21 protein-coding genes are annotated in these 17799 nt (G+C 62.8%); 15 read left to right on the top strand and 6 right to left on the bottom strand.

Annotation, left to right across the window (positions count from 1 at the left end):
- Positions 1–143: 143 nt before the first annotated feature.
- Complete coding sequence (locus tag ACTG2S_RS14540; RefSeq protein ID WP_100653476.1) at positions 144–611, top strand: hypothetical protein; 468 nt, start codon at positions 144–146, stop codon at positions 609–611.
- A gap of 163 nt (positions 612–774) precedes the next feature.
- Complete coding sequence (locus ACTG2S_RS14535; RefSeq protein WP_043825666.1) at positions 775–1143, top strand: VOC family protein; 369 nt, start codon at positions 775–777, stop codon at positions 1141–1143.
- Between the two features lie 122 nt (positions 1144–1265).
- On the opposite strand, the gene ACTG2S_RS14530 is transcribed toward ACTG2S_RS14535, so the two are convergent.
- Positions 1266–2846 carry an alpha/beta hydrolase gene (locus tag ACTG2S_RS14530; protein ID WP_420938757.1) on the bottom strand — a complete coding sequence of 527 codons (1581 nt, stop codon included), beginning with the start codon at positions 2844–2846 and terminating at the stop codon, positions 1266–1268.
- Between the two features lie 344 nt (positions 2847–3190).
- On the opposite strand from ACTG2S_RS14530, the gene ACTG2S_RS14525 reads away from it, so the two are divergent.
- Together ACTG2S_RS14525 and rluF are read left to right on the top strand one after the other, a co-directional pair.
- A complete protein-coding gene (locus ACTG2S_RS14525; protein ID WP_265783689.1) occupies positions 3191–3313 on the top strand; it encodes a hypothetical protein in 123 nt (40 codons plus the stop codon).
- Positions 3303–4319: a 23S rRNA pseudouridine(2604) synthase RluF gene (rluF, locus tag ACTG2S_RS14520; protein WP_420938758.1), complete on the top strand. Its 1017-nt coding sequence runs from the start codon at positions 3303–3305 to the stop codon at positions 4317–4319. Before ACTG2S_RS14525 ends, rluF begins: the two co-directional genes overlap by 11 nt.
- Positions 4320–4371: 52 nt before the next feature.
- Here the strand turns inward: rluF and ACTG2S_RS14515 are convergent, their stop codons facing one another.
- The gene (locus tag ACTG2S_RS14515; RefSeq protein ID WP_429072338.1) at positions 4372–5634 is read right to left on the bottom strand and encodes a cyanate transporter; all 1263 of its coding nucleotides are present in this window, start codon (positions 5632–5634) and stop codon (positions 4372–4374) included.
- Between the two features lie 176 nt (positions 5635–5810).
- Here ACTG2S_RS14515 and ACTG2S_RS14510 point away from each other — a divergent pair, with 176 nt between their 5' ends.
- On the top strand, positions 5811–6653 hold the full coding sequence (locus ACTG2S_RS14510) for a LysR family transcriptional regulator (RefSeq protein WP_420939565.1): 843 nt from the start codon (positions 5811–5813) through the stop codon (positions 6651–6653).
- 60 nt (positions 6654–6713) lie between these two features.
- Here the strand turns inward: ACTG2S_RS14510 and rsmS are convergent, their stop codons facing one another.
- Both rsmS and ACTG2S_RS14500 read right to left on the bottom strand, forming a co-directional pair.
- A complete protein-coding gene (rsmS, locus tag ACTG2S_RS14505; protein WP_139428428.1) occupies positions 6714–6869 on the bottom strand; it encodes a pleiotropic regulatory protein RsmS in 156 nt (51 codons plus the stop codon).
- A gap of 85 nt (positions 6870–6954) precedes the next feature.
- Entirely contained in the window at positions 6955–7422 is a 468-nt protein-coding gene (locus ACTG2S_RS14500) for an acyl-CoA thioesterase (RefSeq protein ID WP_058058750.1), read from the bottom strand.
- A 138-nt stretch (positions 7423–7560) separates the two neighbouring features.
- On the opposite strand from ACTG2S_RS14500, the gene ACTG2S_RS14495 reads away from it, so the two are divergent.
- Together ACTG2S_RS14495 and ACTG2S_RS14490 are read left to right on the top strand one after the other, a co-directional pair.
- Positions 7561–8199 (top strand): tellurite resistance TerB family protein, encoded by a 639-nt coding sequence (locus ACTG2S_RS14495; protein WP_420939566.1) that lies wholly within the window; start codon positions 7561–7563, stop codon positions 8197–8199.
- A gap of 154 nt (positions 8200–8353) precedes the next feature.
- Positions 8354–8812, top strand: a complete 459-nt coding sequence (locus tag ACTG2S_RS14490) for an N-acetyltransferase family protein (protein ID WP_439982712.1) — start codon at positions 8354–8356, stop codon at positions 8810–8812.
- Positions 8813–8903: 91 nt separating this feature from the next.
- On the opposite strand, the gene ACTG2S_RS14485 is transcribed toward ACTG2S_RS14490, so the two are convergent.
- Positions 8904–10319: an aminotransferase-like domain-containing protein gene (locus ACTG2S_RS14485; RefSeq protein ID WP_421304542.1), complete on the bottom strand. Its 1416-nt coding sequence runs from the start codon at positions 10317–10319 to the stop codon at positions 8904–8906.
- Between the two features lie 122 nt (positions 10320–10441).
- Here ACTG2S_RS14485 and ACTG2S_RS14480 point away from each other — a divergent pair, with 122 nt between their 5' ends.
- From ACTG2S_RS14480 to ACTG2S_RS14445, 8 genes are all read left to right on the top strand, one after another.
- Entirely contained in the window at positions 10442–12013 is a 1572-nt protein-coding gene (locus tag ACTG2S_RS14480) for a cytochrome ubiquinol oxidase subunit I (protein WP_144715495.1), read from the top strand.
- Positions 12013–13152, top strand: coding sequence for a cytochrome d ubiquinol oxidase subunit II (gene cydB, locus ACTG2S_RS14475; protein ID WP_439982709.1), 1140 nt, complete (start codon positions 12013–12015; stop codon positions 13150–13152). Before ACTG2S_RS14480 ends, cydB begins: the two co-directional genes overlap by 1 nt.
- Positions 13153–13168: 16 nt before the next feature.
- Positions 13169–13279: a cytochrome bd-I oxidase subunit CydX gene (cydX, locus tag ACTG2S_RS14470; protein WP_005337572.1), complete on the top strand. Its 111-nt coding sequence runs from the start codon at positions 13169–13171 to the stop codon at positions 13277–13279.
- Positions 13280–13397: 118 nt separating this feature from the next.
- Positions 13398–14357 carry an MBL fold metallo-hydrolase gene (locus ACTG2S_RS14465; RefSeq protein WP_439982708.1) on the top strand — a complete coding sequence of 320 codons (960 nt, stop codon included), beginning with the start codon at positions 13398–13400 and terminating at the stop codon, positions 14355–14357.
- Positions 14350–14679 carry a hypothetical protein gene (locus ACTG2S_RS14460; RefSeq protein ID WP_139472826.1) on the top strand — a complete coding sequence of 110 codons (330 nt, stop codon included), beginning with the start codon at positions 14350–14352 and terminating at the stop codon, positions 14677–14679. The genes ACTG2S_RS14465 and ACTG2S_RS14460 overlap by 8 nt, the downstream gene beginning before the upstream one ends.
- Positions 14667–15524 carry a DUF692 domain-containing protein gene (locus ACTG2S_RS14455; RefSeq protein WP_439982705.1) on the top strand — a complete coding sequence of 286 codons (858 nt, stop codon included), beginning with the start codon at positions 14667–14669 and terminating at the stop codon, positions 15522–15524. Before ACTG2S_RS14460 ends, ACTG2S_RS14455 begins: the two co-directional genes overlap by 13 nt.
- Positions 15517–16311, top strand: coding sequence for an HvfC family peptide modification chaperone (locus ACTG2S_RS14450; RefSeq protein ID WP_439982702.1), 795 nt, complete (start codon positions 15517–15519; stop codon positions 16309–16311). Before ACTG2S_RS14455 ends, ACTG2S_RS14450 begins: the two co-directional genes overlap by 8 nt.
- Positions 16308–16916: an HvfX family Cu-binding RiPP maturation protein gene (locus ACTG2S_RS14445; RefSeq protein ID WP_005359663.1), complete on the top strand. Its 609-nt coding sequence runs from the start codon at positions 16308–16310 to the stop codon at positions 16914–16916. The genes ACTG2S_RS14450 and ACTG2S_RS14445 overlap by 4 nt, the downstream gene beginning before the upstream one ends.
- A 113-nt stretch (positions 16917–17029) precedes the next feature.
- On the opposite strand, the gene ACTG2S_RS14440 is transcribed toward ACTG2S_RS14445, so the two are convergent.
- Entirely contained in the window at positions 17030–17701 is a 672-nt protein-coding gene (locus ACTG2S_RS14440) for an NAD(P)H-dependent oxidoreductase (RefSeq protein WP_429116124.1), read from the bottom strand.
- Positions 17702–17799 lie beyond the last annotated feature (98 nt).

Genomic DNA, 17799 nt, shown 5'->3' with positions numbered 1-17799 from the left:
ATTTTGCGATAGCGTGCGCCCAGCCCATAAATTTATCTAAATAAATCAGTAAGATATTTTTCATTTTCATGTTTTAGACACGCTATTGGATAGGCTACGCAACTATGTAGCGTTGCACGTAACACACCCACAGGGAGGTGGTGATGGATCCGGTTTCCTATCTTTTTTCGGCTTATCTCAATCTGGTACAGCAGCAGGTTGCGGATATCTATGGCACCGAGGCCAAGACGCTGGTGGTGCAGTATGAGGGGGAGTCGGTCCCGTTCTCTTTTCAGCTGTGGCAGATCCAGCAGCCGAGCGTTTGTCGTTCCTACGAGCAGGATGTTCGGCGTTTTAGCCAGTGCACGGTCAAGGCGTCCGCCCTGTTTCACAAGCTGTGCGATGACTTGACCCGGCAGGATGACAGCAGCTGGCAACTGCCCAAATTTCGCACCATGTACTGCTCGGCGGCCATCAGTTATCGGCCGATGATTGCCGAGATTGGGGATGCCAAGCAGAGTCCGGCCAAGCTGGCAGAGCGGGCCTGCAATCAGGCGATTCTGGCTGCGATGGACAGTGACGATGAAGCCCTGCTGGCCCAGCGTGACAAAGCGTGCGCAGCGGTGCAGTAACGCGAATTTATTTGACCAGATCATTTGCGCTCGCTTTGCGCGCCACGGCACACATGGGCTCTCCCTTGCCGGGTATGATGGGGTAGCTCGCTGTGGTGACAACAGTCGGATGTTTGCGGGCATATGTCGGTCACATCAGCCAGATCACCACCAGGAGGTAACCATGATCAGCCATATCGACCATCTGGTATTGACGGTCAGTGATATCGAACGGGCCGTGGAATTTTACAGTTCGGTGCTCAATATGGAGGCCATTACCTTCGGTGCGGGGCGCCGGGCGGTAGGGTTTGGCAACCAGAAGATCAATCTGCAACTGCTGGGGCAGGAGCCGCGCAACCGGGCGCAGGTGGGGTCGGGGGATGTCTGCCTTATCACCCGCTGGCCGCTGGAGCAGGTGATGGCCCAGCTTGCCTGCCACGGGGTGGAGATTGTCGAGGGGCCGGTGACCAAAAGCGGTGCCTGTGGGCCGATAGAATCCATCTACTTCCTCGACCCGGATCAGAATCTGATAGAAGTGAGCATCTATCCCTGAGCCCACCAAGCCATCACTCCCATCGCCATCATCAATAGAAAGGGGCCGTCAATTGACGGCCCCTTTCTTGTATCGCCATCGACCCAGCGCCAGTGGCTCTTTGCCGATACTCCAGAAACGCCCTAGAAAGGCGCGCTGCTCTCATCGCTCTCCTGTAAAAACTGCTCCAGTTCGGCCTGATAGGCCGCATCATATTGACTGCTGCTGGCAGGGATTACGGCGGCAGACGGGGCGACGGGAGGGGCGGTGAGGGTCTCCATCACCCGCTGCTGCAGATAGGGGTAGAAGGGGTTGGAGGAGGTGCGGGTAAGGGCGCCGGGGTTGACGATCAGCACGCCGCGCTCGCCACGCAGGGCCAGACCACCGAGATTGATGCCGTATTGCTCCCGCTGCTCCGGGCGTGCTGCCATGCCATAGAGGGGGTCGTCCATCGGGAAGGGGAGCGCCACGTGGGAGAGGGAGTAGATCTCCTTGGGATAATCGATACCCAGCAGGCGAACCTGCTCAGGCTGGTCGGCGCTGGCCAGCGTTCTGGCCTGCGTCGCGGGGGAGGTTGGCTCGACGTTGCCCACCACGGTGAGGCGATAGTGCCCGGGGGCGTTTGGCAGCAAGCGGTGCAGCGCCAGCTCGGAGGCCGAGCTCATCAGCGGGCCAAACAGGGTGCTGCGGTTGATATCAAACAGTACCAGTTCGCTGCCGTTGGCCGGCAGGTAGTGGTAGAGATCGGCAATGATGGAGCGGGTGCTGACGGTGTAGTCCATCACCGACTGGAAGGTGAGGGCGGGGGGAAACGCCGCCAGCTCGCCACTGGCGGCCAGCTGGCGCACCTGCTGCTGGATGGCGTTGGTCAGGCGATAGGACTGGCGCGCGCCGTTGACCGGAAACGAGTTGTACTTGAACGGGTTGAACTCCGGCATGGTGTCGAGCCAGGCGGCGTTGGCAAAGGCGGGTAGCAGGGCTGGCACGGCCTTGAGCCCGGCGAAGCGGGCAAAGCGGGTCACCCCGATCATCGGGGAGATCAGCACCAGCCGATCCGGTTTTGCCAGCGTGCCGCTTGGGTCGGCCAGCGCATCGAGCGCATATTTCACCGCCAGCGCGCCGCCGTTGGAAAAGCCCACCAGATGCAGCGGCCGCTTGCCCGGTGCCAGCAATCTGGCCTCCCGCACCGCCAGTCGGGTGGCGGCCAGCCAGGTCTCCCAATCCACATCCACGAGGCCAGCGGGTACGGTGCCGTGGCCGGGGATCCGCAGCCCCAGCGCGATAAAACCCTGCTGCTGATAGCGTCTGGCCAGATGGCGCAGGCTGTAGGGGGAGTCGGTCAGCCCGTGCAGCAGCACCGCCACCCCTTTGACTTCCCCCTCGGGGCGCAGCAGGTAGGAGCGGTTCCAGTTCTGCTGAAAGCGGGCGGGATTGATGGGCGCGTCCTGATAGTAGCGATTGCTGGCCAGTTGCTGCTCCGGCGGTGTCTTGGCGACTACCTCGGTGGCCACCAGCTCGAACAGCTCTGCTTCGCGGGCCAGATAGGCTTGCCAGTCGCTGCTGTCGAGCTCATCGGCGCTGAGTTCGGGGGGCACCACTGTGTGCCACAGCTGCAGCGGCGCTGCCTGCCAGGCGAAGTAGGCGATCACCGCCCATGCGGTCAGCAACAGCAGCAACAGGGTCAGCAGAGCACGGCGAACAAGGCGGCGAGTGTGAGCCAGCATGGTGCAATCCTTGGCGATAGAGATGGGACCGCCTCTGGGCGGGCGAGTTCGGCGCAGCACCCTAGGCGCTGCCAATCGGCTTAAAGCCTAATGGAAACAAGGTGATATGTATAGTTGATGGCGTTCGGCCACGCTGGCTGTGGGCGCCTGATCCCGCCGCTTACATCAGGCTGGCCGTTCGAAGGCTGCATCGCGGGCCATCTGGTGGCGTGACTTATCCGAGGATGCCAGATTGGGCGCTGCGGCCCTGCAACTATCTACCCCTGAAAGGGGGCAATTATGCTACTGTAGCGGCGTTTTTTGATGGATAAGCTGGCATTGGCCTTTTTTGAAGATGGAATGGTATGCAGAACTTTGACGTAGTGAATTGGCTGATGCAGCAGACAGCCTCCCCGGCACAGCCGGAACAGGCGATGGCACAACCGGGCGCGGCCCAGATCCTGTGGCAGGTGACTCATGCTGGCTAACGAATCCATGCGCCTGAACAAATACATCAGCGAGAGCGGTATCTGTTCGCGCCGCGAGGCCGACCGCTTTATCGAGCAGGGCCACGTCTTTATCAACGGCAAGCGGGCTGGGATCGGTGATCAGGTGCAGGTCGGCGATCTGGTCAAGGTGAACGGTCAGGTGATCGAGCCGCGCGAGGCGGACAGTCTGGTGCTAATCGCCCTCAACAAGCCGGTGGGCATCGTCAGTACCACAGAGGCGGGCGAGAAGGACAACATCGTCGATTTCGTCAACCACAGCACCCGGGTCTTCCCCATCGGGCGGCTCGACAAGGATTCGCAGGGGCTGATTTTCCTCACCAACCACGGCGATCTGGTCAACAAGATCCTGCGGGCGGGCAACGATCACGAGAAAGAGTATCTGGTGACCGTCGACAAGCCGGTGACCGACGAGTTTGTGCGCGGCATGGCGGCCGGGGTGCCGATCCTCGGTACAGTGACCAAGAAGTGCAAGGTGAAGAAAGAGGCGCCGTTCGTCTTTCGCATCACGCTAGTGCAGGGGCTTAACCGCCAGATCCGCCGCATGTGCGAGCACTTCGGTTTTGAAGTGACCAAGCTGGAGCGCATCCGCATCATGAACGTCAGCCTCAAGGGGCTGCCGGTGGGCGAGTGGCGCGATCTCACCGACGACGAGCTGATCGATCTGTTCAAGCTGATTGAGAACTCTTCTTCCGAGGTGAAACCGGCCAAAGGCGACAAGCCGAAGGCGGCCAAGGCCCCTGCGGCGCAAAGCGCCAAACCGGCCCAAGGCAAGAAGCCGCGCCGCGATGACGATCACGAGATTGGCGGGCGCCCCAATGTGCCGGGCCCGGAAGCCTTCGAGAAGAAGCTGCCGGTGGGCAAGGGTGGTGCGGGCAAAGGTGTCGCCAACAAGGGCGGTGCTGGCAAAGGGGCACCCAAGGGTGGCAAACCGGCCGCAGGCAAGACGCGCACCGCTAACACCGGACGGCAGAAGAAGGGGCGCTGAGTTGCCCCCCTGAGTGGCGTCAGCCTACCTTGTCATCCCCAACACACCGGCCTCAGGCCGGTGTGTTGCTTTGGGTCGCAGAGTCGGTTGGGCGGGGCGCCGAAAGGGACGGCTCGCTGGCGGTCGGTAACCCCATGACGCGGGGGTAGTGGCGCGGGTCGAGGCGCAGCACCAGCAGGCTCATCAGCAGCAATCCCCCCAGTTGCCACTGCCAGGCAGCTGCGAAGTCGCCCACATAGTGATAGAGCCGTGCCGCCACCCAGGGGCCGGTGGCCGCCAGCATAAAGCCGAAGCCCTGCATCAGGGCGCTCAGGGTGCCCGCGCGGCGCGGGTCGGGCAGGTGATCGAGCGCAATCACCATGATGAGCGAAAAACTGCCGCCAAGACCGGCGCCGCACAGCATGCACCAGAGAATGGGGGAACTGGCTGGCGCCAGCCATAGGCCGCCGAATCCCGCCAGCTGCATGGCGATGGCAAGGCCCATCCACGGCCGCCGATCCAGACTGCGCGCCGCCAGCAGCGGCAGGCCGAGGCCGCTGGCGGTCTGGGCCAGTGCCAGCCAGGCGACCAGTTCGCCCGCCTGCGCGGCGCTCCACCCCTGCGCCATATAGGCGGGGGCCAGCCAGGCCACCACGATGCCGTAGCCGCTGTTGATGATGCCAAAGCAGACGATCAGCAACCAGCTGCGGGGCAAGGTGATCAGCCGCTGTTCGCCGTGGGGAATGGCGACCGCGGCGGCCCGTGGCAGACGCACTTTCCACCCTAGCCAGACGAGGGCCAGCAGCACCGGCAGGCTCCAGAGCGCCAGCGCCCGCGACCAGTCGAGGCTGACTGCCAGCCTTGGCGTGAGGCTGGCTCCGAGCGCGCCACCCCCCATCATGCAGGCGGAGAAGATCCCCATCACCAGCGGTACCTTGCGGGTGAAGGCCTGCTTGATCAGCGCGGGCAACACTCCCTGCACCAGCGCCGAACCAAGGCCGCAGAGCGCCGCGCTGGCGATCAGCAAGGCACCGCTTTGGGCATCGAAGCGCATGGCGCTGCCAATGCCGAGTAGCAGCAGGGCCGCCCCCATCAGTTGGCGTGGGCTGGCGTGCCGACGCAGGCTGGGGGTGAGCAGCACGCCAATCCCGATCAGCCAGAGCGGCAGCAGGGTGAGCCAGGCGAGGGTGTCCATCCCCAGCGCCAGACGCTGGTCAATGGCTTGGGCCAGCGGGCCGATGGCGGTGAGAAAGGGGCGCAGGTTCAGTCCAATCAGGATCACTAGCACCAGCAGGGCGGTCTGGCCTGCGGGTTGATCCGCATTTCGTTGATTCATCGGGTGCTGTTTCCGGTTCTGGGAGAGACAGGGGGCATTCGGGACGCGGAGTCATCGGGGCTGAACATGGCAGATCACCGTCAAAGGAGGCAAAAGCGCCAGCCTAGCGGGGTCGAAAGTCATTTGGAAATTAAATGATATAATGACTTTCAGTGGTTTTGTAAATGGAGCGCCCCATGCTGGATCCCCTGTTACTGCGCAGTTTTGTCGCCATTATCGACACCGGCAGCTTTACCCGCGCCGGTGAACGGGTCCATCTGACCCAATCCACCATCAGCCAGCAGATCCGCCGCCTTGAGCAGCAGCTTGGCTGCCCACTGCTCGATCGTGCTGGCCGTCAGGTGGTGGCGACGGCGGAGGGGGAAAAATTGCTGGGGCTGGCCCGCCGCATTCTGGCGCTGCTGGCGCAGGCCGAAGAACAAGTGACGGAAGGGAGCGTGGCGCTCAGCCTCGGGGTGCCGGAGGATTTCGCCGCCGGTGCCATCACCCCGGTGCTGGCCGCCTTTGCCCGCGACTACCCCGAGGTGCGGCTGGAGGTGGAGAGCGGCCTGAGCCACCACATCTGGCAGCGCTTCGCGGCGGGGGAGCTGGATCTGGCGCTGGTCAAGCAGACTCGGGGAAAGGGTTCGCCCCTTGCCAGCTGGCGCGAGCCGCTGGTGTGGGTCGACAGTCGCGACTGGCCCGCACGGGAACGGGATCCGCTGCCGCTGGTGGTGTTCCCGAGCGAAGGGCTCTATCGGCGGCAGATGACCGAGGCGCTCGATGGTCTGGGGCGGCGTTGGCGTATTGCCTATGTCAGCGCCAGCCTTGCCAGTTTGCAGGGGGCGGTGAGCGCGGGGATCGGGGTGAGCTTGCTGCCCAAACGGTTGATGCCCGCCGATCAGCTGGCCCTGACCCAGTGGCCCAAGGTGGCGTCGGTGGAGCTGGCGCTGCATGCAGGGGGAAGCGGGAGCGAGCCGCTCACCCGCTTGAGTTCGGCCCTGATCGCCCTGTGTGACGAGGTGATGGGGCCGCAGTGAGTGGCTCTGTGGGGAAAAACTGAAGTCTGAAAGATAAGGCGGAAAAAGTGCGGTGAGGGATCAGTGATCCTTCTCCTCCGCCAGCTTGCGCTCGTAGTCATTTTTTACAATGGCCAGCGCCGCCAGCACCAGTTCGGGGGCAAGCTCATTGGTTTCCAGCAGTTCGATCAGATCCACCGCGAGTTTTACCTCGGGCGGGGCAGTTTCCAGTGACATGGGCAGGGTTCCGGTTGCGGGAAGAGGGGGGATTATACAGGGGCGCCGCCGTTGGCCGAAAGCGCCCCGCTCTATCGCACCAAGGTCAAAGGTGCTGGCGCATCTCCTTGTCGATCTCCTCGCGCAGGGCAATCAGCTTTTTGGCGTACTGCTGCAACTGCAGATCGCTGTCGCTCACCGGCTGCCACTGAGGTACCGGGGTCGGTTTGCCCTGCTCATCCATCGCCACAAAGATGATGATGCAGTGGGTGGTCTTGTGGCGCTCGGTCTCGGTGGGGTGGCGGCTGTAGACATCCACCGCCAGATGCATGCTGGTGGTGCCGGTGTGGATCACTTGGGCGTGAACCTCTACCAGCTGGCCAATCTGGATGGGGCGCAAAAAGCGGATCCCCCCCACATAGACGGTCACCGCATAGCCGCCGCACCAGCCGGCGGCGCAGGCATAGCCCGCCTGATCGATCCACTTCATCACCATGCCGCCGTGTACCTTGCCGCCGAAATTGACGTCAGAGGGTTCGGCCAGAAATTGCAGGGTCAGTTCGCGATTGGGCACAGTTACATCCTTATTGCCTGAAGGGTTTCCCTGAGCTTTGCCCCATCGGCCTGCCCGGTCAAGGGTTCATCCCCGATTCAGGGGGGCGGGGTCACTATCTTGCTCTATCGACGGGAACATAGCCGCAGGAGTGACACCATGAAACAGATGCTGGAACAGTTGCTGGGGGCTGGCAAAGGCTGGCTCAACGAAGGCGGAGACAAGCGCAAGGGGCAGATGCAGGGGGCGCTGGCCGGTGGCGCGCTCGGTCTGCTGCTGGGCAATAAAAAAGTGCGCAAGTATGGCGGCAAGGCCGCTGCCGTGGGCGGCGCTGCGGCCCTTGGCGGGCTGGCCTACAAGCTCTATCAGGATTGGCAGGCCCAGCAGGCGGCGCCCGCCCAGCCCACTCATCCCATCAGCGGGCTGGAAGGCAATGCGCTGGATGCCCGTGCGGCGCTTTTGGTGCGCGCCATGGTGGCAGCAGCCCGGGCCGATGGCCATATCGATGGCGCCGAGCGCCAGAAAATTCAGGAGTACCTGACCGAACAGGGTCAGAGCGATGTCGCCCGCTGGATTGACGCCGAGCTGGCCCGTCCCCTCGATCCCCACGCGCTGGCGCGGGAAGTGACCGATATGGAGCTGGCCACCGAGGTCTATCTCGCCTCCCTGCTTGCCATCGAAGTGAATCACTTTATGGAGCGCGGTTATCTCGACGAGCTGGCACGCGCCCTCAAGCTCGATGACAACCTGAAAGGAAGCATCGAGCGGCAGGTGGCCCAACTTAACGCCCCCGCCTGATATCCCTCATCGCCATGGATTGCCGATAACGCCCCGCTCAAGGGGCGTTGTTGTTTCTGCTGCTCGTAAAAAGATACGAATGAGCCTATTTGGATTGCGGGACACAGCCTCTAAGATGGCGCAGGACCATCACCATTTTTGCAAGGAGCAACCGTTGGAGATACGCAAGGCAAGCGAACTGGATATCGATGCCATTGTCGAGCTGAACCGGCAGATAGGAGAGATCCACCATGCACATTACCCCGAGGTGTTCTGCCCGCCGTCACCAGAGGAGCGGGCATTTTTGCTCGATGCCATTGCCGCAGAAGGGCGTCTGTTCTGCGTTGCCGAGCAGGATGGCATGGTGGTGGGCTTTTTGACGGCTCGGATCGACATCAATGAGAGCGTGCCGTTTCTCACCCGTGCGCCGATCTGCCGTATCGGCTCGGTGGTGGTGGATGAGCTGCACCGCTCTCGCGGGATTGGCAAGGCGCTGATCGCCCATTGCGATGAGTGGGCCAAGGCCCGTGATGCTCAGCAAATCCGGCTGGAGGTGATGGCCTTCAACGAGCGCGCCAAAGCCCTCTACGAGGCGCTGGGCTTCAAGGTGCAGTCGCAGATCATGGCCAGATGATCAGTTTTTGATGGCGAGACAAGGCGCGTACCCCCAATCACAAAGGCCCGTTGCGGGCCTTTGTTCGTTTCGCCAGCGGCTCTTTGCCTTGTTACTTTTCACTGAGCTGTGCGGCAATCAGCGCAGCCAGCCGGGTGAGGGCCTGCTCCAGCTGTTCGCTCCAGGGATGGGAGCTGTTGAGGCGCAGGCAGTGGTTGTGCTGCCCCTGACTGGAAAAGAGGGCACCGGGGGCCACTGAAAAACCGCTGCCCAGAGCCTTGGCGTGCAGGGCTCGGCTGTCGAAATGGGCAGGCAGCGCCAGCCAGAGGAAGTAGCCGCCATCGGGGGAGGAGATCCGCACCTCGTCCGGCAACAGCCGTTGCAGGGCCGCCCGCATCTGCTGCTGGCGCTGGGCCAGGGTGTGGCGCAGGCGGCGAAAGTGGGCATCGACTCCGCCCTGGCGCAGCATCTCGGCCAGCGCCAGCTGGCTCGGTACATTGGTGGAGAGGGTGGACATCAGTTGCAGCCGTTGAACCCGCTCGGCATGGGGCCCTGCCACCACCCAGCCGACCCGAAAGCCCGGCGCCAAGCACTTGGAAAAGGAGCTGCAAAGCAGGCTGTCGCCACGCTGATCCCAGTGGCGGATCGGCTTGGGGCGCTCGCGGCCAAAGTAGACCTCCGCATAGACGTCATCCTCCACCAGCGGCACCCCATGGCTGTTGAGCAGCGCCATCAGCTGCGCTTTGTGACTATCTGGCATGGTGTGGCCCAGCGGGTGCTGCACATTGCCCATCAGCCAGCACGCCTTGACAGGAATGCGGGTGAGGGCGTCTTCCAATAGCGCCAGATCGATACCCACCCCCGGAATCACCGGGATCTCCACCGCCTTGAGTTTCAGCCGCTCGATGGCCTGCAGGGCGCCATAGAAGGTGGGGGACTCCACCACCACCCAGTCACCGGGCTCGGTCAGCACCTGCAGGCTGAGGGAGAGTGCCTCCATGGCGCCTGTAGTGATGATGATCTCCTGCGGATTGACCGCCACCCCGTCGCTGGCGTAACGCTGGGCGATGGCGCGGCGCAGCGCTTCGTTGCCGGGGGGCAGGTCGGCCACCGTGCTGAAGGGATCGAGCTTGCGCATGCAGCTGGCCAGCGCCCGCCCGAGCTGGGGATGGGGGAACAGGGTCGGGTCTGCCACCGACATGCCAAGGGGCACCAGATCCCGTGATTTGCTCGCCTGCAACACCTCGAACACCAGATCGTTGATATCCACCGAGCCGCTGTAGTGGGTCTGGCTCGGCGTGTGCTGCACGACCTGTGGTGAGGCGGCTTTGACGTAGTAGCCGGACTGGGGGCGGGCGAGGATCCGCCCCTGACTTTCGAGCAGTTGATAGGCCTGCAGCACCGTCATGGGGCTGAGCCCGTGGGTCTTGCAGCTCTGGCGAATGGAGGGGATGCGCTCCCCCGGTTGCCAGATACCATCGTCGATCTGGCTTTGCAGGCGGTCGGCCAACTGCTGGTAAAGGGACATGATCTGGATCAACTGTTATAGGTGTAATTCAATATAACTGCATCTGTTATAGGTGTCATGCTCCGTGATGTACTTGTCACGCACGAAACGTGCAAGGCAAATACAACAAAAGAGAGTGACGCATGATCAATCCGGATGACGTGGTCAGCCTGTCTCGCCTGCAATTTGGCGCCACGGCCCTGTTCCACTTCCTGTTTGTGCCCCTCACGCTGGGGCTGTCCTGGATCCTGGTGATCGCCGAGTCGGCTTATGTGATGACCGGCAAGGTGATCTATCAGGACATCACCCGCTTCTGGGGCAAACTGTTTGGCATCAACTTCGTCATGGGGGTCACCACGGGGATCACCATGGAGTTTCAGTTCGGCACCAACTGGGCTTACTACTCCCACTATGTGGGGGACATCTTCGGTACCCCGCTGGCCATCGAGGGGCTGATGGCCTTCTTCCTCGAATCGACCCTGGTGGGGCTCTTCTTCTTCGGCTGGGACAAGCTCTCTCGCGGCAAGCACCTGCTGGTGACCATGCTGGTGGCGCTCGGATCCAATCTCTCCGCGCTCTGGATCCTGATCGGCAACGGCTGGATGCAAAACCCGGTGGGGGCCGAGTTCAACCTGCTGACCCAGCGCATGGAGCTGGTGGATATCGCCGCCGTGCTCTTTAACCCGGTGGCGCAGGTGAAGTTCGTTCACACCGTCGCGGCGGGCTATGTGGCCGCCTCCATGTTTGTGATGGGGGTGAGCAGCTGGTATCTGCTGCGCAAAACCGAGGTGCAGTTTGCCCTGCGCTCCTTCGCCATCGCCTCCGGCTTCGGGCTGGCGGCCATCCTCTCGGTCATTGTGCTCGGGGATGAGTCGGGCTATCGCACCGGTGAGGTGCAGAAGGTCAAGCTCGCTGCCATCGAGGCGGAGTGGGAGACTGAGCCAGCACCAGCTTCCTTTACCCTGTTCGGCTTCCCGGATCAGACTGCCGAGACCACTCACGCCGCCATCAAGATCCCGTATCTGATGGGGATCATCGCCACCCGCTCCATCGACGAGGCGGTGACCGGCCTCAAGGATATCAAGGTGCAGAACGAGGCACGCATCCGCAGCGGCATGGTGGCGGCCGAGGCCCTCGACCAGATCCGGCAGGGAGATGACACCCCGGCCAACCGCGCCCGCTTCGAGCAGCACGGCAAGGATCTTGGCTACGGCATGCTGCTCACCCCCTATGCCAGCAATATCGCCAAGGCCGGTGAGGCGGAGATTGCCAAAGCGGTCGATGACTCTATCCCGCCGGTGGCACCGCTCTTCTGGGGCTTTCGGGTGATGGTGGGGCTCGGTGTCACCATGCTGGGGCTGATGGTGGTGAGCTTTGTTCAGCTCTGCCGCAACCGGCTGCAAGACTCGCCACGGCTGCTCAAGACCCTGCTCTGGAGCATTCCGCTGCCCTGGATTGCCATCGAGGCGGGCTGGCTGGTGGCCGAGCTCGGCCGTCAACCCTGGACCATCAGCGACGTGCTGCCGGTGTCGGCCTCGGTCTCTTTGCTTCAGCCGGGCCAACTCTGGTTCAGCCTCATCGCCATCTGTTCCATCTACACCCTGCTGCTGGTGGTGGAGCTGTTCCTGTTGCGCCATGTGATCCGCAAGGGGCCCGCCATTCTCCATACCGGCCGCTACAGCGGTGAACAACCCGAACTTGCGAGGATCGCCTGATGGATTACGCAACCCTGAAACTCATCTGGTGGGCGCTGGTGCTCTTCATGATGGTTGGTTTTATCGTGATGGATGGCTTCGATCTCGGCATCGCCATGCTGCTGCCGGTGGTGTCGAAAGATGACGACGACCGCCGTCTGGTGATCAACAGCGTGGGGCCGGTGTGGGAAGGCAATCAGGTGTGGCTGATTGCCGGTGCCGGTGCCCTGTTCGCCGCCTGGCCGCTGGTTTATGCCGCCGCCTTCTCGGGGCTTTACATCCCCATGGTGGTGCTGCTGCTCGGGCTATTTTTGCGTCCGGTCGGTTTTGACTATCGCAGCAAGCTGGCCGATCCGGTGTGGCGCCGCTGGTGGGATCGGGCCCTGGTGGCGGGTGGCCTGATACCGGCGCTCATCCTCGGTGCGGCTATCGGTCTGGTGATGGAGGGGCTGCCGTTTCGCTTCGACACGGCGCTGCGTCTGCATTATGGCACCTTCGACTTCCACTGGGGCTGGCTGCTCTCGGTGCTGGCTACTGCCATCAGCCTGTTGCTGCTGCACGGCGCCGGTTTTCTGCAAGCCAAGGTGACCGGCACCCCTGCGGTGCGCGCACGGGGGATCGCCATCCTGCTGGCCCCGCTGGTGAGCCTCTGCTACCTGCTGGCCGGCTGGCATCTGGTGGATCTGCAAGGGTTTCAGCTGACCGGTGTCGGCACACAACCCTTTGACCCGAATGCTGCCATCAGCCCTCTGATGAAGGGGGTGATCCCCCACGCCGGTGGCTGGCTGCGCAACTATTTTGACTATCCGCTGCTGTGGCTGGTGCCGATCATCGGGGCGCTGGCGCCGCTGGTGAGCGGGATTGCCTCCTGGCTGGAGCGGGGCCGGATTGCGCTGCTGGCCAGCGCCATGGCCTGCGCCGCCATGCTCTGCTCGGTGGCCATCGCCCTGTTCCCCTTCGTGCTGCCCTCATCCCTCGATGCGGTCAGCAGCCTGACCCTGTGGGACAGCACCTCCAGCTACAAGACCCTGGCCATCATGTTCGGCCTCGTGCTGGTGCTGATGCCGGTCAACCTGGGCTACACCGGCTGGGTCTATCGGGTGGTGCGCGGCAAGCTCGACCGTGCCCGCATCAAGCGCGACAGCCATCAACTCTACTGACCTCAAGGGATCTGCTATGTGGTACTTCACCTGGATTTTGGGCCTCGGATTCGCCCTGCTGCTGGGCCTGTGCAACCTGCTCTGGCTGGAAGCGCGCTGGCAGGCGGACGAACGGGACGGTAACTGACGGCGGGGCTCGCGCCCCGCCACGGCCGGTGGTTGGCGTTCATACGTCGCCGTCGGCCCCTCTCTCCCCCCTTTAAACGACACACTTTTAACCGACAACCAACCGACAGGTAATTGTGATGAAACAGAGATTGAAAGCGGTGGCGCTGGCCATAGGGTGCGCGCTCACCGTCGCCCCGGCCTGTGCCGAACCGGTACAACTGACGCCACTGGATAAAACCTTCACCCTGCAGGTGCTCGGCAGTGGCGGCCCCATCTCCGACGACCTTCGCGCCTCCTCCAGCGAGGTGATCTGGTGGAAGGGGAAATCCCGCATCCTGATCGATGCCGGTGGCGGCGTCTACCTGCGCTTCGGCCAGGCGGGGGCCAAGCTCGAAGAGGTCGATTTTATCGGCATCACCCACTTTCACACCGACCATGTGACCGACCTGCCCGCCCTGCTCAAGGGGGCCTACTTCTTCGAACGCAGCGATCCGCTGGATCTGGCGGGGCCAGAGGCCGGCTCGGCCTTCCCCAGCATGAGCGGCTACTTTGATGCCCTCTTCAACAAGGACAAGGGCGCCTATGCCTACCTGAGCGGCTTCAAGGATGGCACCGATGGCCTCTTCCCCATCAACTTGCACGATGTGCCCTACCAGAGCCCGCAGCCTCGCACCGTCTATCAGCAGGATGGGCTGACCATCACTGCACTCGGCATCCCTCACGGTGACGTGCCCTGTCTGGCCTATCGCATCGAGAGCGCCGAGGGGACCATCGTTATCTCGGCGGATCAGAACGGCAGCAACCCGGCCTTTGTGCCGTTTGCCAAGGGGGCCGACATTCTGGTGATGCCGCTCGCCATCCACGAAGGGGCCGACCCTGTCTCCGCCTCGCTTCATGCCAAGCCATCTGTGGTGGCCAAAATTGCCGCCGAGGTAAACCCCAAACTGCTGGTGCTCAACCACTGGATGGGGGTTGGCCTCAATCACAAGAAAGAGGCGATGGCCATCGTCAAACAGCAGTTCCACGGCCAGATCGTGGCCGCCCGCGATCTCTCCAGCTATCCCGTTTCATCCGTCAAGGAGTCCACCCATGAGTAACTCAAGCAGCAACAAAACCACCGGCAAACTGACCCTCTCCATCGCCATGACCAGCCTGATTGCCCTGACCCCGGGACTTGCGCTGGCGGCCACCCCGAGCGATGCGCCGGTGAAAGCCGCCCCCAGCGAACAGCACGGCGGCAAGTGTGCGGCGGGCAAGTGCGGCACCGAGAAGCGCTTTGAAAAGCAGGCCCTCGACAGCGATCCGCAGGGGCGGCTGGTGCGCGCCCGCGACGGCAAGTGTGGCGTGGCGGGCGAGGGGATTGATGGTGACAGCTCCAGCAAGGGCAGCAAGATGACGGAGGGGGTATGCGGCCAATAAGCTCCCGCAGTCGGGGGATCGGGCTGCGCCAGGAGCATCTGGATGCGCTCTGCTCCGGCCCCGTCCGCCCCGGCATCGACTTTCTCGAGCTGGCGCCGGAGAACTGGATGGCCATCGGCGGCGCCAAGCGGGCGCAGCTGCATAAGCTGGCCGAGCGTTACCCGCTGGTGGCCCACGGCCTCAGCCTCTCCCTCGGCGATTGCCAGCCCCTCAATCGCACCCTGCTCAGCCAGATCCGCACCTTTCTGGACGAGTTCGGCATAGAGATCTATAGCGAGCACCTGAGCTTTTCCCGCGACCAGCAGGGGTATCTTTACGAACTGCTACCGGTGCCGCGGCAGTGGGAGAACATCCCCTATCTGGCCGAGCGGATCGCGCAGGTGCAGGAGGCGCTGGCCCGCCCGCTGGTGCTGGAAAATATCTCCTACTACCACGGCTATGACCACGAGATGCCGGAGGAGGATTTTCTCGCCGAGCTGGTGGCGCGCAGCGGTTGCGAGCTGCTGCTCGATATCAACAACGTCTTTGTGAACAGCCGCAACCACGGTTACTGCCCCAAGCGGATGATCGCCGGGCTGCCGGGCAATGCGATCCGTTACTTCCATATCGCCGGTCATCTGGAAGAGGCGGACGGCACTTTATTGGATACCCATGGCAAACCGGTGTGCGAGGAGGTGGTGGCGCTGGCCCGTTATACGGTGCAGACCCACGGCTTGCGCCCCCTGCTGCTGGAGCGGGATCACCATCTGCCACCGCTGGCAGAGCTGGAGGCCGAGCTGGCGCGGGTGCACGGCGCCTGTTGCGAGGCGATCGACAGTCAGGTGCGGGAGGTGCGCTATGGATAGACGGTTATCCCTGATCACTGCGCCCAAAACGGCACCGCAGCGGATGCAGCAGCAGACCGCCTGGCTGGCGAGCCGGGTGCGGCTGCCGCAGGATGGCATCGCCAGCCACTATGCCCGCAGCGTGCGCGCCAATGTGGAGTCGGTGCTGGAGAGCGCTTTTCCGCTCACCCACGCTCACTGGGCACCGGTGGACAGGTGGCAACTGGTGGAGGGCTTTGTCATCGCGCACGGCGCCGAGGCCCCCGAGTTTCACCATATCGCCACCGAGTTTGTCCGCTATGTGCAGCATCGCCACAGTGAGGGCTCTCTCAACTGGCCCAAGCAGCGGCTGGCGCTGCTGGAGTACGAGTGGGCCTGCCTCTGTGTCGAGATTGATGAAGGGGTGGTGCCGCAAGTGTTGCCGGGGGAGGAGGTAACGGCGGAGAGTTCGTTTACGCTCAATCCCACCCTGCAACTGCTTGAACTCCCCTTCGCCATTCGTCGCAGCGGCGTGGTGCCGACCCGGCAGGGCAACCACTTCTATGGCCTGTTTCGCAGCCCGGAGCATCAGGTGGTGACCCAGCGGTTGCGCGAATGGGATGTGGCGCTGATCCAGTTGCTGCAACAGCAACCGGGGATCACCCAAGCCGCGTTCCTGCAACAGGTACAACAGGTTCGCAGCGACTTTGATCTGAGCGAGTGGGCACGCCATTTTCACCGGCTGGGTCTGCTTACCCTGCCCGTCGGTGAGCGCCAGCCCGGCGCCCCCTTGCACCCATTTAGCAAACACCAAGGAGAATTCCCATGAACAACACCCTGATCCAGTGGTACGAGCGGGCGGTGGCCCAGTGCAAGCGGCTCGATTTTCTGGCCCTGCTGGCCATTCGCCTCTATCTCATTCCGGTCATCTATGTGGGGGCCCACTCCAAGGTGATGGGCTTTGCCGGCACCGTCGCCTGGTTTGGTGCCCCGGTCTCGGAAGGGGGGCTCAACTTGCCGTTCCCGACCCTGCTCGCCTTTCTGGCGGCGGGTACCGAGGTGCTGGGTTGCATCTGCATCGCCCTTGGCCTCTTTACCCGTATCATGGCCATTCCCACCATCTTCCTGATGAGCGTGGCGAGCGCCATGGTGCACTGGAAGCACGGCTGGGACGCCATCGCCACCGGCAGCATGGAGGCCACTGTGCGCCTCAACGGCTTTATCGAGTGGCTGGCCGCCAACTTCCCCGGTCGCTACAACTACATCACCGAGCTCGGGGATCCCGTGATGCTCAACAACGGGATGGAGTTTGCCGCCACCTACTTCGTGATGCTGCTGGTGCTGCTGGTTTACGGCGGGGGCCGCTACGTCAGCCTCGACTACTGGCTCAAACGTGCCGTGACCGGCAAAGCAGGTGTGCAACAGGGGGCATAAGACCCGCCAACGGATAACAAAAACCATAACGACAGAGCGTGAAAAACAGCGAGCGGCCGGGGGCCGCTCGCTGTTTTTGTGCTTTGTGGGGGGGGTGTCAGCTGCGTCAGCTGTTACTGGTAGCGGCCGACCGCGATGGGGAACTCCTGCTCAATCTGGCCAAGGCGCTCGGCCCACTGGGCGAGCCAGGTTTCCCGCTCTTCTTGCGAGACCCGCACAGGGGCATAGCAGATATGGGGGCGCAGCACATCGAAGCCGACAAATTGCAGGATCCCGCGCTGGATGGGGCGCAGCACCCCGTCGATATCGCCGTTGAAGCCGTCGGGCAGATAGGTTTCGGCAGGGCCGCCGGTGGTGAGGCTCAGCAGGGCCCGCTTGCCGCGAAATTTGCCGCTCTCGTAGATATGGCCCTGACCATAGACCCGCCCCATGGCAAAGACCCGATCCACCCACCCCTTGAGGATGGCGGGCAGGCCAAACCACCAGAGCGGAAACTGGAAGATCAGCAGATCGGCCGCCTCCAGCTTTTGCATCTCCTGCTCCAACTGCGGGGCAAAGCTGCCCTGCTCGGTGGCAGCCAGTTCTTCGAGTTGCAGCTTGAGAAAATCGGGATCGCTGGCGGCGGTGAAGTTGCGCCGATCCGAGACGGGATCAAAGCCCATGGCATAGAGATCGCTGGTCATCACGGTGTGGCCCGCCTGCTCCAGCGCCCTGATGGCGTGGCAGAAGAGGGCACCGTTGAAGCTTTTGGGTTCGGGATGGGCATAGACGATAAGCACCTTCATAACAGACTCCGTGGCAAATGATGCGAGGGTGACAGGCTTGGTTGCTGAAAAAGTTGCTGAAACAGTTGCCGGGTTAACGCTGTGTCACAGCATAGAAG

It is taken from the genome of Aeromonas sp. 82P, assembly GCF_051919365.1.
In the GTDB taxonomy this organism is placed as follows: domain Bacteria; phylum Pseudomonadota; class Gammaproteobacteria; order Enterobacterales; family Aeromonadaceae; genus Aeromonas; species Aeromonas veronii.
This window is presented reverse-complemented; position numbering and strand designations above follow the sequence as displayed.

Bases quoted from the DNA above. Each gene is read 5' to 3' on its own strand.
- cydX (WP_005337572.1), top strand. From the start codon at position 13,169: ATGTGGTACTTCACCTGGATTTTGGGCCTCGGATTCGCCCTGCTGCTG.
- ACTG2S_RS14535 (WP_043825666.1), top strand. From the start codon at position 775: ATGATCAGCCATATCGACCATCTGGTATTGACGGTCAGTGATATCGAA.
- ACTG2S_RS14510 (WP_420939565.1), top strand. From the start codon at position 5,811: ATGCTGGATCCCCTGTTACTGCGCAGTTTTGTCGCCATTATCGACACC.
- ACTG2S_RS14465 (WP_439982708.1), top strand. From the start codon at position 13,398: ATGAAACAGAGATTGAAAGCGGTGGCGCTGGCCATAGGGTGCGCGCTC.
- ACTG2S_RS14515 (WP_429072338.1), bottom strand. From the start codon at position 5,634: ATGAATCAACGAAATGCGGATCAACCCGCAGGCCAGACCGCCCTGCTG.
- ACTG2S_RS14480 (WP_144715495.1), top strand. From the start codon at position 10,442: ATGATCAATCCGGATGACGTGGTCAGCCTGTCTCGCCTGCAATTTGGC.
- ACTG2S_RS14525 (WP_265783689.1), top strand. From the start codon at position 3,191: ATGCAGAACTTTGACGTAGTGAATTGGCTGATGCAGCAGACAGCCTCC.
- rluF (WP_420938758.1), top strand. From the start codon at position 3,303: ATGCTGGCTAACGAATCCATGCGCCTGAACAAATACATCAGCGAGAGC.
- ACTG2S_RS14445 (WP_005359663.1), top strand. From the start codon at position 16,308: ATGAACAACACCCTGATCCAGTGGTACGAGCGGGCGGTGGCCCAGTGC.
- ACTG2S_RS14485 (WP_421304542.1), bottom strand. From the start codon at position 10,319: ATGTCCCTTTACCAGCAGTTGGCCGACCGCCTGCAAAGCCAGATCGAC.
- ACTG2S_RS14460 (WP_139472826.1), top strand. From the start codon at position 14,350: ATGAGTAACTCAAGCAGCAACAAAACCACCGGCAAACTGACCCTCTCC.
- ACTG2S_RS14455 (WP_439982705.1), top strand. From the start codon at position 14,667: ATGCGGCCAATAAGCTCCCGCAGTCGGGGGATCGGGCTGCGCCAGGAG.
- ACTG2S_RS14530 (WP_420938757.1), bottom strand. From the start codon at position 2,846: ATGCTGGCTCACACTCGCCGCCTTGTTCGCCGTGCTCTGCTGACCCTG.
- rsmS (WP_139428428.1), bottom strand. From the start codon at position 6,869: ATGTCACTGGAAACTGCCCCGCCCGAGGTAAAACTCGCGGTGGATCTG.
- cydB (WP_439982709.1), top strand. From the start codon at position 12,013: ATGGATTACGCAACCCTGAAACTCATCTGGTGGGCGCTGGTGCTCTTC.
- ACTG2S_RS14450 (WP_439982702.1), top strand. From the start codon at position 15,517: ATGGATAGACGGTTATCCCTGATCACTGCGCCCAAAACGGCACCGCAG.
- ACTG2S_RS14440 (WP_429116124.1), bottom strand. From the start codon at position 17,701: ATGAAGGTGCTTATCGTCTATGCCCATCCCGAACCCAAAAGCTTCAAC.
- ACTG2S_RS14540 (WP_100653476.1), top strand. From the start codon at position 144: ATGGATCCGGTTTCCTATCTTTTTTCGGCTTATCTCAATCTGGTACAG.
- ACTG2S_RS14495 (WP_420939566.1), top strand. From the start codon at position 7,561: ATGAAACAGATGCTGGAACAGTTGCTGGGGGCTGGCAAAGGCTGGCTC.